Raw genomic sequence first — 16476 nt, 5'->3', positions numbered from 1 at the left:
CCAGACACGGGCGAACAGCCAAGAGCCATATGGCATCAAAAACTTGGCACACTGTTGAGTTCTCAAAGAACAGACACACACCGCACGAAACCCAGGCAACCCACACCCGAACCCGTCCCGGGGCAACTTCCTTACCCTAACCAACCAGCCCGACCGTGTCAAGCCGCGGCTCTCGCCGCAGTGTGATCACCGTGGTGCTGGTTGGCCCCGCCTCGCTGCGCACACGGCGTTACCGTGGTCGACATGCGAGGGGGCTTCCCGCGGGACCGGCCACCATCTCGGTGTCCGTGCCTCCCTGGCGGGACTCCAGAACATTAACTGGGCCGGCGCGGCAGGGTCAAACGCAGACGCCATGACCCCCATCACACGAGCGGCAGCCGCGCGGAGGCACTCATGACGTGGTCCCGGCGACGCTCGTAGGCGGACGGCGGCGGCCGTCCGCCATCGTGATCGAGCCCCCTGCCCCGGGCGCCCGAGTGCTAGGTCGAGGCGCTAGCCTCCGGGCAGCTCGAGCCTGGCGATCGACCGCCGAGCGGAGCGGCGCGCCAGTACGGCGACCCGGTCGCCCGCGCTGGGTGTTTCTCCGCGGGGTGGGGCGATCCGCGCCGATAGGACGTTGGCCCCAGGAACCGGACAATGCGGGCGGCCATGCTGGTGACCAAGAGCTCCACCCACTGCTCACAAGGAGAGCATGATGGCCACCTCGACCGACCACCGCACCGTCCACGGCACAACGACGTACCAAGACGACATCATCACCACCCCCGGCGCCCGCAAGGCCCTCGCCGCCGGCCGCATCATCATCGGCTTCACCTTCTTCTGGGCCTTCATCGACAAGCTCCTCGGCCTGGGCTACATGACCCCCACCGAACGCGCCTGGATCAACGGCGGCACCCCCGCCCAAGGCTTCATCAAGGGCATCGAAGGCCCCTTCCACAACTTCTTCCAGATCTTCGCCAACCCCATCGGCGACATCGTCTTCATGGCCGGCCTCCTCGGCATCGGCACCGCCATGCTCCTCGGCGCCGGCCTCAAGCTCGCCGCCCTCACCGGCACCCTCCTCCTGCTCTTCATGTACCTCGCCGAACTCCCCCTCGCCCTCGGCGGCACCAACCCCATCGTCGACTCCCACTGGATCGAAGCCATCCTCCTGATCATCTGCGCCACCACCCTCTCCGGCGACACCTGGGGCCTCGGCAAATGGTGGGCCCACAGAGTCGGCAACACCTGGCTCCGCTAACACCCACACACACCGCCGCCCAACCACCCGGCGGCCCCGGAACCAAGAAGCACAGCGGTCCTTGAACCGGCAAGCGGCCCCGGTCCTCATCACGAGGACCGGGGCCGCTTGTCGCGGACCGGGGGCCGCTTGTCGTGCGCGGTGCGACTCCCGGGGAGGGTGGTGCGACTCCCGGGGAGGGTGCCGCCGGCGGTGCGCGGGCTAGCGCGTCAGGGTGACGCCCGGCTCGCTGGCCTCCGTCGCCGTGGGGTGCTTCGTCAGGTAGCTCTCGGCCTCGGCGCGCACGGCCTCGGCCACCGCCTCGGCAACGCGATGGTCGAAGACGCCCGGGATGATGAACGCGCTGTTGAGCTCGTCGGCGCTCACGACCCCGGCGATCGCCACCGCCGCGACCCGCAGCATCTCGTCGGAGATGTGCGAGGCCCCGGCGTCGAGCAGCCCGCGGAAGAGCCCGGGGAAGGCCAGGACGTTGTTGATCTGGTTGGGGTAGTCGCTCCGGCCCGTGGCCACGACCGCGGCCGTCTCGGCCGCGTCGATCGGGTCGACCTCCGGCGTCGGGTTCGCGAGCGCGAAGACGACGGCGCCGTCGTTCATCGTGGCCACGTCCACGCCGGTGAGGATGTTGCCGGCCGAGACGCCGATGAAGACGTCGGCCCCGGCCAGGCCCTCCTTGAGGGAGCCGGTGAACCCCTCTTCGTTCGTGTTGTTCGCGATCCAGTTGCGGTACTCGTCGCCGTTGGTCGCGCCGCGGTGCAGGGCGCCGCCCCGGCCGAAGCCGATGATGTGCTGGGCGCCCTGGGCCTTGAGCAGCCGGATGATGGCGTTTCCTGCCGCCCCCACGCCGGAGACGATGATGCGCACGTCCTCAAGCTTCTTGTCGACGACCTTCAGCGCGTTGATCAGCGCCGCCAGCACCACGATCGCGGTGCCGTGCTGGTCGTCGTGGAAGACGGGGATGTCCAGCTCGTCCCGAAGCCGCGCCTCGATCTCGAAGCAGCGAGGGGCGGAGATGTCCTCCAGGTTCACGCCGCCGTACACCGGTGCCAGCGCCTTGACGATGGAGATGATCTCCTCGGTGTCCTTCGTGTCCAGGCAGACCGGCCATGCGTCCACGCCGCCGAACTGCTTGAACAGCGCGGCCTTGCCCTCCATCACCGGCAGCGCGGCGGCCGGGCCGATGTCCCCGAGCCCGAGCACGGCCGTGCCGTCGGTGACGACGGCGACCGTGTTGCGCTTGATCGTCAGGCGCCGCGCGTCCGCGGGGTTCGCCGCGATGGCGAGGCACACCCGGGCCACGCCCGGGGTGTAGGCGCGGGACAGGTCACGACGCGTCTTGAGCGGCACCTTCGCGTTGACCTCGATCTTGCCGCCGAGGTGCATGAGGAACGTCGAGTCGCTCATCTTGAGCACCTTGACGCCCTCGAGGGCGTTGAGCGCCGCGACAACCTCCTCGCCGTGCTCGACGTCGACGGTGTCGCACGTGACGTCGACGATCAGCTTGGTCGTGGTCGAGTGCGCGATGTCCACCCCCATCACCGCCGCCCCTGCCTCGGCCACGGCACCGACGACGGTGCTCGTGGCGCGCTGGGAGGCCGGGACCTCCACGCGCAGGGTGATCGTGTAGCTGGGGCTGGGCATGGCCATGAGAGAAGAACCTTCCGGCAACGGCGGTGGTGAACGGGCTGGCTGAAATCGTAACCCGCCTCACACCACCGTCCGCCCGCCCGGCCCGGTCGGGCGTGCCGCCCGGGCCCCGCACGCACGCGGCCCCTCCCCCGCGCGCGGGGAAGGGGCCGCTGGCGGCGGACGATCAGCCGATGCGCTCCAGCAGCAGCTCGCGGACGCGGGCGGCGTCGGCCTTGCCGCGGGTGGCCTTCATGACCGCCCCCACGATGGCGCCGGCCGCCTGAACCTTGCCCCCACGGATCTTCTCGACGACGTCGGGGTTGGCGGCGAGCGCCTCGTCGATCGCGGCGTCGAGCGCGCCGTCGTCGGAGACGACCTCGAGGCCGCGGGCGACGACCACCTGCTCGGGCGAGCCCTCCCCCGCCAGGACGCCGCCCACGACCTGCCGGGCGAGCTTGTCGTTGATCCGGCCTGCCTCGACCAGGGCGGCGAGCTCGGCGACCTGCGCCGGCGTGATCGCGAGCTCCTCCAGGCTGACGCCGTCGGCCTTGGCGGTGCGGGCCAGCTCGCCCATCCACCACTTGCGCGCCGCGGCCGGGCTGGCGCCCGCGGTGACGGTGGCCTCGATGAGCTCACCGGCACCGGCGTTGACGAGGTCCCGCATCTCGGCGTCGGAGTAGCCCCAGTCGGCCTGCAGGCGGCGACGGCGCGCCACCGGCAGCTCGGGCAGGTGCGCGCGGATGTCCTCGACCCAGTCACGCGGCGGGGCGAGCGGCACCAGGTCCGGCTCCGGGAAGTAGCGGTAGTCCTCGGCGTCGGACTTCACCCGGCCCGGCGACGTCGTGCCGGTGTCCTCGTGCCAGTGGCGCGTCTCCTGGATCACGGCGGCGCCGGCGTCGAGCACCGCGGCCTGGCGGGAGATCTCGTAGCGGACCGCCCGCTCGACCGAGCGGAACGAGTTGACGTTCTTGGTCTCGGTGCGCGTGCCCAGGGGGGACTCGGGCGTGGGGCGCAGGGAGAGGTTGACGTCGGCGCGCACGTTGCCGCGCTCCATCCGGGCCTCGGAGACCCCGAGCGCCCGGAAGATGTCCCGCAGGGTGTTGACGTAGACGCGGGCCACCTCGGGGGCCCGGTCCCCCGCGCCCTCGATCGGGCGCGTGACGATCTCCACGAGGGGGATGCCGGCGCGGTTGTAGTCGACGAGCGAGTAGTCGGCGCCCTGGATCCGGCCGCCGGCGCCGCCGACGTGGGTGTTCTTCCCGGCGTCCTCCTCCATGTGGGCGCGCTCGATCTCGACCCGGAAGGTCGAGCCGTCCTCGAGCTCGATGTCGAGGTGGCCGTCGTACGCGATGGGCTCGTCGTACTGGGAGGTCTGGAAGTTCTTGGGCACGTCCGGGTAGAAGTAGTTCTTCCGGGCGAAGCGGCAGGACTCCGCGATCGTGCAGTTCAGCGCCAGGCCGATGCGCACGGCGTACTCGACGGCGGTGCGGTTGACCACCGGCAGCGCGCCCGGCAGCCCGAGGGAGACCGGGGTGACGGCGGTGTTCGGCTCGTCGCCGAAGGTCTGGGGCGCGCCGTCGAACATCTTCGATCTTGTGCCCAGCTCCACGTGCACCTCGATCCCGATCACGGGGTCGTAGCGGGTGACCGCGTCGTCGTAGTCGACCAGGTCCACAGTCTGCGTGCTCATCGGGCCGCCACCTCCAGCTCGGGGGCCTGGGCGAGGATGGGCCCACCCCATTTCTCGGTCAGCAGGCGCTCGAGCACGCCGCCGACGCGGTACAGACGGGCGTCCTCGTGCGCGGGGGCGAGGATCTGGAACCCGGCGGGGAGTCCGTCGTCGCTCAGGCCCGAGGGCAGCGAGAGCCCGGGGACCCCGGCGAGGTTCGCGGGGATGGTCGCGACGTCGTTGAGGTACATCGCCATGGGGTCGTCCAGCTTCTCGCCGAACCGGAAGGCCGTGGTGGGCGCGGTCGGCGAGACGAGCACGTCGGCCTGGGCGAACGCGGCGGCGAAGTCGCGCTGGATGAGGGTGCGGACCTTCTGCGCCGAGCCGTAGTACGCGTCGTAGTACCCGGCGGAGAGGGCGTACGTGCCCAGGATGATGCGCCGCTTGACCTCGTCGCCGAACCCGGCGCCGCGGGTGGCGGCCATGACGCGCTCGGCCGTGACGGGGCCGTCCGTGGGCTCCACGCGCAGACCGAAGCGCATGCCGTCGAACTTGGCGAGGTTGGAGGAGGCCTCCGCAGGCAGGATCAGGTAGTACGCCGCGAGCGCGTACTCGAAACTGGGGCAGGAGACCTCGACGACCTCGGCGCCCGCCTGCTGCAGCAGCGCGACGGACTCCTCGAAGCTGCGCCGGACGCCCTCCTGGTAGCCCTCGCCGCCGAGCTCCTTGACGATGCCCACACGCACGCCCTTGAGGTCGCGGGACCGTGCAGCCGCGACGTACCCGGTGGCCGGGTCCTGCAGCGAGGTGGAGTCGAGCGGGTCGTGCCCGCCGATGACCTCGTGCAGCATCGCGGAGTCGAGCACGGTGCGCGAGACAGGGCCGGCCTGGTCCAGCGACGAGGCCAGGGCGATGAGCCCGTAGCGGGAGACGCCGCCGTAGGTCGGCTTCGTCCCGACCGTGCCGGTGACGGCGGCGGGCTGACGGATCGAGCCGCCGGTGTCGGTGCCGATGGCCAGCGGCGCCTCGAAGGCGGCGACGGCGGCCGCGGACCCGCCGCCGGACCCGCCCGGGATGCGGTCCAGGTCCCACGGGTTGCGGGTGACCCCGTACGCGGAGTGCTCGGTGCTCGACCCCATCGCGAACTCGTCGAGGTTGGTCTTGCCGAGGATCGGCAAGCCGGCGGCCCGCAGCTTCGTCACGAGGGTGGCGTCGTAGGGCGGGACCCAGTTCTCGAGGATCTTCGACCCGGCGGTGGTGACCTGCCCCTTGGTGACGATGATGTCCTTGACGGCGATCGGCACGCCGGCGAGCTCGGCGAGCTCCTCACCCGCGGCGCGGCGCGCGTCGACGTCGGCCGCGGCGGCCAGCGCCTCCTCCGTGTTGACGTGGAGGAAGGCGTGGACCGCGCCGTCGACGGCGGCCATCCGGTCCAGGTGTGCCTGGGTGACCTCCACGCTGGAGACCTCCTTGGCGGCCAGCAGCCCGGCAAGCTCGGCGGCGCTCTTGCGGATCAGCTCGTCGGCGCTCATGCGTCCTCCCCGAGGATCTGCGGGACGGCGAAGCGGCCGTCGATGCTCTCGGGCGCCCCGGCCATGATGGCCTCGACGGGCAGGGGCGCGACGACCACGTCGTCGCGCATGACGTTGGTCAGCGGGATCGGGTGCGACGTGGCGGGCACGTCGGGCGTGGCCACCTCGCTGACCCGGGCGACGGCGGAGGCGATGACGTCGAGCTCGCCCGCTAGGCGCTCGACCTCCTCGCCGGTGAGCTCGATACGGGCGAGGGCCGCGACGCGTGCGACCTCGTCGGAAGAGATGGTGGACATGACGGCGAGTTTAGACGCTGCGCGGCCACCGCCGTCCTGGCCCCTGCGGCCGCGGGGCCGCGGCCGCTCAGGGACGCTCGGTCGCGGGCCTGCCGACGGTGAGGGCCTCGCGCAGGACCGGGTCGAGGGTGCGCCCGTACACCGGGTCCGCGGCGGTCCCCGTGGCGTCGAGCACCGTGGAGAAGAAGCAGCGGGCGGCCACGGCCAGGGCCACGTCGAGGACCTCCGGGTCGCTCAGCCCGACGTCCCGCAGGGCCTGGACGTCGTCGGCCTCGACGTCGGCGGCGCCGCGGGCCACCTTGGCTGCGAAGGCGAGCACGGCGAGCTCGTCCGGGGCGAGGCCCGCGTCCGAAGGGTCGGCCATGAGGCTGACGACCGTGTCCTGGTCGACGAACCGCTCGGCGAGGAGGCTGCCGTGAGCCAGGGCGCAGTAGGTCGAGCGCAGCTCGCGCGCGGCGGCCAGGGTGACGAGCTCGAAGCGCCGCGGGTCCATCCCGGCCGTGATGGCACCGATCAGCCCGCGCCAGGCGGTGTAGACGTCCGGGCGGGCACCGAAGGTCATCGCGTAGCGCGGCAGGTACCCGACGCGGGCGCGCTCACGGTCGTACACGTCCGCGGTGCGCCCCTGCGCCTCGTCCTCGCCGATGGTGGAGATGAATGACATCACGGCCTCCTCGCCACTGCCGCGGCGGACGGCGGGCACGCCGTCCGGTGCCCGCCGGACGCTGCGCGCCGGCCGGGCCCGAGCCCAGCGTCCCGGTGGGGCGGGCGGGCGGTCAATGGCCTCGGCCGGCCGCGGTCTCGCGGGTCAGTGGCCCGGCGCGCGGGCACGGTCGGTGCGGCCGCCGTCCGCCGACCGGGCGATCAGCGTCAGGAGCGCGAGCGCGTAGGCGTCGGCGGCGCGGGGGGCGTCGTGGTCCATGACCATCTCTCGCCCGCCATCGGGCAGCGCGGAGGTCACCCGGAAGGAGCCGCCCCGCCGCGCGAGCTCACGGAAGGTGCCGCCGAGGAGCTCGCGGAGCTGGTCCTCGCGCGGCAGCCACAGGGCCTCCTCGAGGAGGACGGAGTCCAGCGCCCACTCGGTGGTGCCGTTGAAGCGCAGCACCGTGCCGGTGGGAAGCCGGCGCGCCTCGATGGTCATCTCGGAGACGGTGAAGACGTCCCCGAGCAGCTCGGGCTTGTCGATCGTGAAGCGGTCGCCGGGCACCGGGCGCCAGCGCAGGCCGGCCTCGCGCAGCTTCCGGGCGAGCTCGACGGAGATCACCCGAGCCAGTATCGGCGCGGACGCCGCCGACGGCGAGAGGTGCCCCGAGGACCGGCCGACGCGCCGGTCGTCGGCCTGCTTCGGGCGCTCGACCTGCGACGTTGCCCTAGATTTGCGCCATGCCGTTACTCGAACGACTCGGTCACGCGATCCTGCGCCTCCAGCACATCCGCGCGCGCGACCTCTGGCGCGCCGCGCGGTGGTACATCACGGCGGTGGGCACCGTCCAGGCCGCCGCCGTCGTGGCGGTCGTGTCCGTCGACCGGGTGCGCAAGCGCCGCGAGCCCCCGACCGGTGAGTTCCCGCGCACGCCGCCCACCACGGTGCCCGTGGCGAAGTCCCAGGTCACGACGTACACCTTCGGCGCCGACGTCTACGCCGACATGCTCAGCGCCATCCGCGGGGCCGAGCGGACCGTCTACTTCGAGACCTTCATCTGGAAGTCCGACGACGTCGGCCAGGAGTTCAAGGACGCGCTGATCGCCGCCGCGAAGCGCGGTGTCGAGGTCTACGTCATCTTCGACAGCTTCGCGAACCTCGTGGTACCGCCGAGCTTCAAGGTCTTCCCCGACGTCGAGACGCTGCACGTGCTGCGCTTCCCGCTCCTGCGCCTGGGCCTGCTCACCATGAACCTGCGCCAGACCGGGCGCGACCACCGCAAGGTGCTCGTCGTCGACGGCCGCACGGGGTTCGTCGGCGGCTACAACATCGGCGCCCTGTACGAGACCCAGTGGCGCGACACCCACCTGCGGGTGGAGGGCCCCAGCGCGTGGGAGCTGGAGAACGCGTTCGTCGACTTCTGGAACGCCCACCGCACGAAGCGCCTCCCGCACATCCCCGACCGCGGCGCCCGGACCTGGGAGCCGAGCATCCGGGCCGCCCAGAACGCGCCCGCCCTCCTGAACTTCCCCGTGCGCGGGGTCTACCTCGAGGCGATCGACCGCGCCGAGCACCGCATCTTCATCACCCAGGGGTACTTCATCCCCGACCGGGAGATCCTCGCCGGGCTCATCGCCGCGGCCCGACGGGGCGTGGACGTCCGGGTGCTCATCCCCGAGGTCTCGAACCACGTCCTGGCCGACTGGGCGGCGCGCGCCTACTACGAGCAGCTCCTCGAGGCCGGCGTGCAGCTGTGGCTCTTCCTGGGCGCGATGGTCCACGCGAAGACGATGACCGTGGACGGGCGCTGGACAACGGTGGGCACCACGAACATCGACCGGCTCTCGATGACCGGCAACTTCGAGATCAACCTAGAGATCTACAACGACGCCCTCGCCGCCCAGATGGAGACGATTTTCGCGACGGACCTGACGAACTCCCGCGAGCTCACGCTCGCGGAGTGGCGCGACCGCGGCCTGCTGCGCAAGCTCGTCGAGCGGGTGCTCCGCCCGCTGGGGCCGCTGCTCTGACGAGCGCGGCGTCGCGGGCGCCGTGGGGCGGCCGTGCCCGCGGTGCGCTCAGCGCACCGTGAGCTCGTAGAACCACATCTGCGCGCCCGGGTCCCAGCTGCCCACGTAGTCGCGGGACTGGTCCCGGCTGAAGCCGAGGCGTTCGTAGAGCCGGTGCGGCGCGCCGGGGCCGTCCGTGGACAGCACCGACAGCACGAGCGCGGGAAAGCCGTGCTCCCTGGCCCACTCCTCGGCTCCGCGCAGCAGCGCCTCGGCGGCGCCGCGCCGCTGGGCCGCGGGGTCGACGGCGAGCATGCGCAGCTCGAGCTCGTCGCCACGGGCGAGATCGGCGTACTCGCTGCCCGCCGCCGCGAGCGTGACGGTGCCGAGCACCTCGCGACCCGCCCGGACCACGAGGACGACGGCGTTGGCCGCGCGGTCCGCCACGTCGCGCATCGTGCCGGCGTACCCGTCCGCGGGGTTCTCCAGCACCCCGGCCTCGTGATAGGCGGCGACGCAGATCTCGCCCACGCGCGCGAAGTCCTCGGTGCGGGCGGTCTCGACGCTCATGCGGGTCTCGGGCACCCCGCCATTATCCCCGTGCGCCGCACGGGCCACCGGATGCGCACAGGTCGTCACTCCCCCTGCTGGACGAGCCCGTCCACGGCGTCCGGGCCGCCCGCGAGGAGCGCGGCGAAGCCCGCCTCGTCGAGGATGGGCCGGCCGAGGTCCCGGGCCTTGTCCTCCTTGGTCCCGGCGTTCGCGCCGACGACGACGAAGTCAGTCTTCTTCGACACCGACCCGGCCGCCTTGCCGCCGCGGACGATGATGGCCTCCCTGGCGGAGTCCCTGGTGAACGTCTCGAGCGAGCCGGTCACGACCACCGTCAGGCCCTCGAGGGTGCGCGCGACCGACTCGTCGCGCTCGTCCGCCATCCGCACGCCCGAGGCGGCCCAGCGCTCGAGGATCTCCTGGTGCCAGTCCTCCTTGAACCACTCCTTCAGCGCCTCGGCAATGACCGGGCCCACGCCGTCCACGGCCGCGAGCTCCTCCGTGCCGGCGTCCTCGATGGCCCGCATCGCCCCCAGCTCGGTGGCCAGGGCGCGGGCGGCGGTGGGGCCGACGTGACGGATGGACAGGGCCACGAGCACGCGCCACAGCGGCTGGGCCTTGGCCTTGTCGAGCTCGGCGATCATCCGCTCGGTGGTGGCCGTCGGCTTGGACGGCTTCGAGAAGGTGCCGTCCTTCTTGTACGTGGGCGTGGTCCAGAAGAACGGTCGCTGCTCCCAGCGGCCGGTGCGCGCGCCGTCCTTCTTGATCTCGCGCCACACCCGCACGTCGGCCAGCGCCTCGGCCGTCAGGTCGAACAGGCCCGCTTCGGTCGTGAGGACGGGCCGCTGCCGAGCAGGGAGCTCGGCCTCGGCGGCGGCCAGCGCGTCCGCACCGGGGACGGGGCCGTGGCCGGCGGCGACGGCGAGCGCGAGCGCCGCGTCCTCCCGCCCGGCCTCGGGGTCGGTCAGGGCCAGCGCGGCCTCGCCGCCGAGGGCCTCGATGTCCAGCGCCCCGCGGGAGGCGATGTGGGCGACGCGCTCGGTGAGCTGAGCGGGGCACGAGCGCGCGTTGGGGCACCGCAGGTCGACGTCGCCCTCCTTCGCGGGCGCCAGCGGCGTGCCGCAGGACGGGCACGCCTCCGGCATGACGAACGGGCGCTCGCTGCCGTCGCGCAGGTCCACCACCGGGGCGACGATCTCGGGGATGACGTCCCCCGCCTTGCGCAGCACGACGGTGTCACCGATCAGGACGCCCTTGCGACGGACCTCGTTGGCGTTGTGGAGGGTCGCCATGGCCACCGTCGACCCGGCCACCAGGACCGGCTCCATGACCCCGTACGGGGTCACCCGCCCGGTGCGGCCCACGTGCACCCGGATGTCCAGGAGCCGGGTGTTGACCTCCTCCGGCGGGTACTTGTAGGCGGCCGCCCACCGGGGCGCGCGGGAGGTGGAGCCCATCTGGCGCTGGAGCGCGAAGTCGTCGACCTTGATGACGATGCCGTCGATCTCGTGCTCGACCTCGTGCCGGTGCTCCCCGTAGTAGGCGATCATCTCCTCCGCGTCGGCGCGGGAGCGCACCACGCGGGTGTGCGTGGACACGGGCATGCCCCAGGCCGCGAGCTGGTCGTAGAGGTGCGACTGGGAGGTGAAGGCGGTCGGCGGCGCGGCAGCGCCCCAGTCCAGCGCGCCGACGCCGTGGGCGATCATGTCGAGCTGCCGGGACGCGGTCACCCGCGGGTCCTTCTGCCGCAGGGAGCCGGCCGCGGAGTTGCGGGGGTTGGCGAACGGCGCCTTGCCGGCCTCCACGAGCGAGGCGTTGAGGTCCTCGAAGGCGGCGACGGGGAAGAAGACCTCCCCGCGGATCTCGATGCGCGCGGGGTGGTCGGCGCCGGTGAGCTGGTGCGGGATCGACCGGATCGTGCGCACGTTGAGGGTCACGTCCTCCCCCGTGCGCCCGTCCCCGCGGGTGGCGGCGCGGACCAGGCGGCCGTCCTCGTACAGGAGGTTGACCGCCAGCCCGTCGATCTTGAGCTCGCACGTCATCGCGACGTCGGTGCGTCCGGCCGCGGCGTGGACGCGCGCGGCCCACTCGCGCAGCTCCTCGAGGGAGAAGACGTCGTCCAGGCTCTGCATGGGCTGCAGGTGCGTGACGGTGGCGAACTCGGTGGAGAACGTTCCGCCGACGCGCTGGGTGGGCGACTCGGGGACCCGCAGGTCCGGGTGCGCCGCCTCGAGCGCCTCGAGGTCGCGCATCAGCCCGTCGTACTCGGCGTCCGAGATGGTGGGGGCGTCGCGGACGTAGTACGCGAACTGCGCGGCGTCGAGCTCCTCGGCCAGCTCGGCCCAGCGCTGACGCACGTCGGGCGCGGCCGCGGGCGCGGACTCCGGCGCGGCATCGGTGACGGGGACCTCGTCGCCGTCCTCTGGCTCGGTCGTGGCTGCGGTGCTGGTCTGGCTCACGGACACATCATGGCTCACGCCGCCGACACCGTCCCGTGCGGGCTGGGCGCGCGGGGGTGACCCGTCCCACCCGGGGCGGCGGGCGCCGCTCCCACCACGGGCGCAGCCGTCCCGGCGCCGCTCCACCCCCGGGCTGATCCGGAACGTTCCCGTCTGCTTCTACCCTGGGGGCATGACCAGGACGAGCGGGGTACGCGCGCGCCTTCGCGACCCGGCGTCGCGGCGCACCACCGTCGACTCGCTCGTCGCGCTCGCCGTCGTCCTTCTCCTGGGCGTCCCGACGGTCGCCGCGGTGCGGCACGCCACGGGCGCGGGAACCGCCTTCGTCGTCACCGGCTCGATCCTCATGCCGGCCGCGCTGGCGTGGCGGCGCTCCCACCCCGTCGCCGCCGCGGTGACCATCTACGCCTGCGCGCTCGCCCACGTGGTGGTCTCCGCGGCGCTCCTCGCCGCGGGGAGCGTGCCGCTGCTCCTCCCGGTGGACGTCCTGGTCCTCGTGGCGCTCTACTCCGTCACCGTGTACGGGCCGCCCTGGGCGCGGCGGGCCGGGCTCGTCGGCGCGCTCGCGGGTGCCGTGCTGCTCGCCCTCATCATGGCCGCGCCCATGGGTAGGACGTTCTGGGTCACCTTCCTCCTCGTGCTGCTCGGCGTGAGCGGCTGCGTGCTGGCCACGTGGGGAGCGGCCCAGGTCCGGCGCGGACGGATGGAGCGCCTGGAGTCCCTCATCGAGCGGGCCCGGCGGCTCGAGACCGAACGGGACCAGCAGGCGCAGATCGCGACGGCCGCCGAGCGCACGCGCATCGCCCGGGAGATGCACGACGTCGTCGCGCACTCCCTGTCCGTGGTCATCGCGCAGGCCGACGGCGGCCGCTACGCCGCGCGGAGCGACCCCGGGGCGGCCGAGCGCGCGCTGACCACCATCGCCGAGATGGGCCGCGACGCGCTCGCCGACATCCGCCGCATCCTCGGCGTCCTGCGCGACGGCGACCCTTCCGAGGGTGCCACGCTGCTCCCCCAGCCCGTGGACGCGGACCTCGACGCCCTCGTGGAGCAGGTGCGCTCCTCCGGCGCGGCCGTCTCGGTCGTGCGCATGGGCACGCCGCGGCCGCTGCCGCCGGGGGCCGGGCTGACCATCTACCGGATCTGCCAGGAGGCGCTGACGAACGCCCTCAAGCACGCCGGGCCGGGCGCGCGGACCACCGTGCTCCTGCAGTGGCTCCCGGGTTCCATGACCGTCCAGGTGGACGACGACGGCCGGGGCGCGGCGGCGGCCGACGACGGCAAGGGGCACGGCCTCGTGGGCATGCGCGAGCGTGCCGCGCTCTTCGGGAGCAGCGTCCAGGCCGGACCCCGCGCGGGGGGCGGCTTCCGCGTCCGCGTGCAGCTGCCGCTCCCGGACGTCGGACCCACCCACCCGGCCCGGCCGGGCGTCGCACCTGACCCGGCCCGTCCGCAGCCGCCTGCTCCCCACGCCCGGGCCCTCCCCGCACGTGCACCCGACTCTCCGGAAGGACCCCGATGACCCCGACCACCACGCCGATCCGCGTGGCCCTCGTGGACGACCAGCAGCTCGTGCGGGCGGGCTTCGCCATGGTCATCAACTCCCAGCCCGACATGGACGTGGTCCTCGAGGCCGGCGACGGCGCCCAGGCGGTGCGCCTGCTGGGCAGCCACACCGCCGACGTCGTCCTCATGGACGTGCGCATGCCCACCCTCGACGGGCTCGCGGCCACCGCCGAGGTCACGGGCGCCGGCACGGACGGCGCCGGGCCCCGGGTCATCATCCTGACGACCTTCGACGTCGACGAGTACGTGCTCCGCGCCATCAAGGCCGGGGCCAGCGGCTTCCTGCTGAAGGACACGCCCCCGGAGGAGATGCTCGGCGCGATCCGCACCGTGCACGCCGGCGACGCGGTCATCGCGCCGTCCTCCACGAAGCGACTCATCGGGCACCTCGCGCAGGTGCTCCCCGAGACCGAGAAGGCCCCGCCCGCGATCCTCGACGCCCTGACCGACCGCGAGCGGGAGGTGCTCGTGCTCATGGCCCGCGGGCGGTCCAACACCGAGATCGCCGCCGACCTCTTCGTCGCCGAGGCGACCGTGAAGACCCACGTCGGCCGCGTGCTGTCCAAGCTCGCCGTCCGCGACCGCGTGCAGGCCGTGGTGCTGGCCTACGAGACGGGCCTCGTGACTCCGGGGGCCTGAGCGCCCGCTCGTGCCCGCTCGGCGCCCCCGCGCTCCCGCCCCGCCGGGCTGCGGCGACCCGCGGCGGACGCCGCCAGCCCGGCGTCCCCCCACGGGATGACCCCAGGACGCGACCAGGGCCCGACGACGTCGCCGGCGGGTGTCCGTAACGTCGTTCGGGCCGGCGCACCCGGCCCGGCGCCGAGCGCCGCCCCGCCTTCCCCGAGGAGCACGCCCATGACCGACGCACCTGTCCGCACCCACCCGGCCGCGGCCGGCCACCGGAGCGGCACCGCCGTCCGGGCCGTGGGCCTGCGCAAGACCTACGGCTCGGGGGACGTGGCCGTCCACGCGCTCGACGGCGTCGACGTCACGTTCGGGTCGGGACGCTTCACGGCGATCATGGGCCCGTCGGGGTCGGGCAAGTCCACGCTCATGCACCTGCTCGCCGGCCTGGACGAGGCCACGGCGGGCCAGGTGTTCCTCGGGGACACCGACCTCACCGCCCTGGACGACCGCGCCCTGACCCTGCTGCGCCGCGAGCGCGTCGGCTTCGTCTTCCAGTCGTTCAACCTCCTGCCGATGTACACCGCGGCGCAGAACATCACGCTGCCGTGCGAGCTGGCGGGCGACCGCGCCGACGAGGAGTGGCTGCGCACGCTCGTGGCGACGCTCGGCCTCGGCGAGCGGCTGAGCCACCGGCCGGCCGAGCTCTCCGGCGGGCAGCAGCAGCGCGTGGCCATCGCCCGCGCGCTGATCACCCGCCCCGACGTCGTCTTCGCCGACGAGCCCACGGGGAACCTGGACTCGCGCGCCGGGGCGGAGGTCCTCTCCCTGCTGCGCACGAGCGTGCGCGAGCTCGGGCAGACGGTCGTCATGGTCACCCACGACGCGGGCGCCGCCGCCTACGCCGACCGGGTCGTCCTGCTCGCCGACGGCCGCATCGCCGGGGAGATCTCCGACCCCACCCCGGAGTCGGTCCTCGCCGGCCTCGACGCGCTGCGGAACGTGAAGTGATGCTGCGGCTGACCCTGGCGCAGATGCGCCGCTCCGCCGGCCGCCTCACCGCCGCCGGCCTCGCCATCGTGGTGGGCACGGCGTTCGTCGCGGCCACCCTGCTCGCCGGCGCCCTCATCCGGGACACCACGTACGCCGCGGTCACGGCCACGCTGGCCGACGCCGACGTCGTCGTCCACCGCACCGACGAGGCGCCCCTGACGACCGAGGACGTCGCGGCGATCGCGGCGCTGGACTCGGTCGGGGCGGCCGACGGCGTCGCCTCGCTCTACGGGCAGGTCCGGGCGGGCGGGCGGCAGGACGCCGCGGTGCTGACGCCGGCGGCCTCGACGCCGGGCCTGGACCCGTTCACCCTCGTGGCGGGTCGCACCCCCGCCATCGGCGAGGTGGCGCTGACCGAGGCGGCGGCCGCGCGGCTCGACGTCGGGATCGGCGCGCCCGTGCGGGTGGAGGTCGACCGCTTCGACGAGGGCTCCGGCACCTGGGTGACGGGGAGCACCGACCTCACGCTCAGTGGGGTGCTCGCCGACCCGCCGGCGATCTCCGGCTCCGCCTCGGCCGTGGTGGTCGCCCGGACGACCCTCGAGGACTGGCTGCGGGCGCGGGACCACGCGGGTCCCACCTCGTACGACTCGGTGCTCGTCGCTGCCGCCCCCGGGGCCGCCCCCGCGGCCGTCGCGCAGGAGGTCGCGTCGGTGATGCCGGGCGGCGTGGTCCGCACCGCGCTGGAGGAGGCGGAGCTGAAGACGCTCGAGCTGACCGGGGACTCCGACACGCTCACGAACCTCGTGCTCGGCTTCGCGGCGGTCGCCATGGTCGTCGCCGGGCTGGTCATCGCCAACACGTTCCAGGTGCTCGTCGCCCAGCGCACCCGGTTCCTCGCGCTCCTGCGCTGCGTCGGCGCGACGAAGGCCCAGGTCCACGGTTCCGTGCTGCTCGAGGCGCTCGTCCTCGGCGTCCTCGCCGGCGTCGTGGGCGTGGTCGCCGGGCTGGCGCTCGGCCAGGGGGCGCTGTGGTTCCTCGGCCGGGCCGACCTCGGGCTCGACCTGGCGCCGACCATCACGCTGACCCCCGCCGTGGTCGTCGTGCCGGTCCTCACCGGCGCGGGCGTCACGGTCCTGGCCGCGCTCGCCCCCGCCCGCGCCGCCACCCGGGTGCGGCCGCTGGCCGCCCTGCGCCCCGTGGACGCCCCGGCGGCGCGGCGCGCCTGGGGCCGCTTCAAGCCGGACAGAGCACGGGGAAACATAAG

14 protein-coding genes are annotated in these 16476 nt (G+C 73.5%); 6 read left to right on the top strand and 8 right to left on the bottom strand.

Features of this window, described 5'->3' with window-relative positions; genetic code table 11:
* Positions 1–694: 694 nt before the first annotated feature.
* Positions 695–1240 (top strand): DoxX family protein, encoded by a 546-nt coding sequence (locus tag EJK16_RS09190; RefSeq protein WP_127128587.1) that lies wholly within the window; start codon positions 695–697, stop codon positions 1238–1240.
* Positions 1241–1441: 201 nt separating this feature from the next.
* Here EJK16_RS09190 and EJK16_RS09185 read toward each other — a convergent pair whose 3' ends face one another.
* The 6 genes from EJK16_RS09185 to EJK16_RS09160 form a co-directional block, all read right to left on the bottom strand.
* On the bottom strand, positions 1442–2884 hold the full coding sequence (locus tag EJK16_RS09185) for an NAD-dependent malic enzyme (RefSeq protein WP_127128585.1): 1443 nt from the start codon (positions 2882–2884) through the stop codon (positions 1442–1444).
* 166 nt (positions 2885–3050) lie between these two features.
* On the bottom strand, positions 3051–4556 hold the full coding sequence (gene gatB, locus EJK16_RS09180) for an Asp-tRNA(Asn)/Glu-tRNA(Gln) amidotransferase subunit GatB (RefSeq protein ID WP_127128583.1): 1506 nt from the start codon (positions 4554–4556) through the stop codon (positions 3051–3053).
* Positions 4553–6067 (bottom strand): Asp-tRNA(Asn)/Glu-tRNA(Gln) amidotransferase subunit GatA, encoded by a 1515-nt coding sequence (gene gatA, locus EJK16_RS09175; protein ID WP_127128581.1) that lies wholly within the window; start codon positions 6065–6067, stop codon positions 4553–4555. The genes gatB and gatA overlap by 4 nt, the downstream gene beginning before the upstream one ends.
* Complete coding sequence (gene gatC, locus EJK16_RS09170; protein ID WP_127128579.1) at positions 6064–6363, bottom strand: Asp-tRNA(Asn)/Glu-tRNA(Gln) amidotransferase subunit GatC; 300 nt, start codon at positions 6361–6363, stop codon at positions 6064–6066. The genes gatA and gatC overlap by 4 nt, the downstream gene beginning before the upstream one ends.
* A gap of 67 nt (positions 6364–6430) precedes the next feature.
* Positions 6431–7027 (bottom strand): carboxymuconolactone decarboxylase family protein, encoded by a 597-nt coding sequence (locus EJK16_RS09165; protein ID WP_127128577.1) that lies wholly within the window; start codon positions 7025–7027, stop codon positions 6431–6433.
* Between the two features lie 144 nt (positions 7028–7171).
* Complete coding sequence (locus EJK16_RS09160; RefSeq protein WP_127128575.1) at positions 7172–7627, bottom strand: pilus assembly protein CpaE; 456 nt, start codon at positions 7625–7627, stop codon at positions 7172–7174.
* A gap of 119 nt (positions 7628–7746) precedes the next feature.
* Between EJK16_RS09160 and EJK16_RS09155 the strand changes: the two genes are divergently transcribed.
* Positions 7747–9036, top strand: coding sequence for a phosphatidylserine/phosphatidylglycerophosphate/cardiolipin synthase family protein (locus tag EJK16_RS09155; protein WP_127128573.1), 1290 nt, complete (start codon positions 7747–7749; stop codon positions 9034–9036).
* A 48-nt stretch (positions 9037–9084) separates the two neighbouring features.
* Here EJK16_RS09155 and EJK16_RS09150 read toward each other — a convergent pair whose 3' ends face one another.
* Both EJK16_RS09150 and ligA read right to left on the bottom strand, forming a co-directional pair.
* Entirely contained in the window at positions 9085–9600 is a 516-nt protein-coding gene (locus EJK16_RS09150) for a GNAT family N-acetyltransferase (protein ID WP_205739682.1), read from the bottom strand.
* 50 nt (positions 9601–9650) lie between these two features.
* Positions 9651–12026, bottom strand: coding sequence for an NAD-dependent DNA ligase LigA (gene ligA, locus EJK16_RS09145; protein ID WP_370276000.1), 2376 nt, complete (start codon positions 12024–12026; stop codon positions 9651–9653).
* Positions 12027–12198: 172 nt separating this feature from the next.
* Here ligA and EJK16_RS09140 point away from each other — a divergent pair, with 172 nt between their 5' ends.
* The 4 genes from EJK16_RS09140 to EJK16_RS09125 form a co-directional block, all read left to right on the top strand.
* Entirely contained in the window at positions 12199–13548 is a 1350-nt protein-coding gene (locus tag EJK16_RS09140; protein WP_127128569.1) for a sensor histidine kinase, read from the top strand.
* Positions 13545–14231, top strand: a complete 687-nt coding sequence (locus tag EJK16_RS09135; protein ID WP_127128567.1) for a response regulator transcription factor — start codon at positions 13545–13547, stop codon at positions 14229–14231. Before EJK16_RS09140 ends, EJK16_RS09135 begins: the two co-directional genes overlap by 4 nt.
* 216 nt (positions 14232–14447) lie before the next feature.
* The gene (locus tag EJK16_RS09130) at positions 14448–15227 is read left to right on the top strand and encodes an ABC transporter ATP-binding protein (RefSeq protein ID WP_127128565.1); all 780 of its coding nucleotides are present in this window, start codon (positions 14448–14450) and stop codon (positions 15225–15227) included.
* Positions 15227–16476, top strand: a 1250-nt coding sequence (locus EJK16_RS09125) for an FtsX-like permease family protein (RefSeq protein WP_164737254.1), incomplete at its 3' end; no start/stop codon positions are given. The genes EJK16_RS09130 and EJK16_RS09125, both read left to right, overlap by 1 nt.

The organism is Georgenia sp. SYP-B2076 (assembly GCF_003991205.1).
In the GTDB taxonomy this organism is placed as follows: Bacteria; Actinomycetota; Actinomycetes; order Actinomycetales; family Actinomycetaceae; genus Georgenia.
Note: the sequence above shows the minus strand (reverse complement) of the source record. Positions and strands in the feature narration are given on the sequence as shown.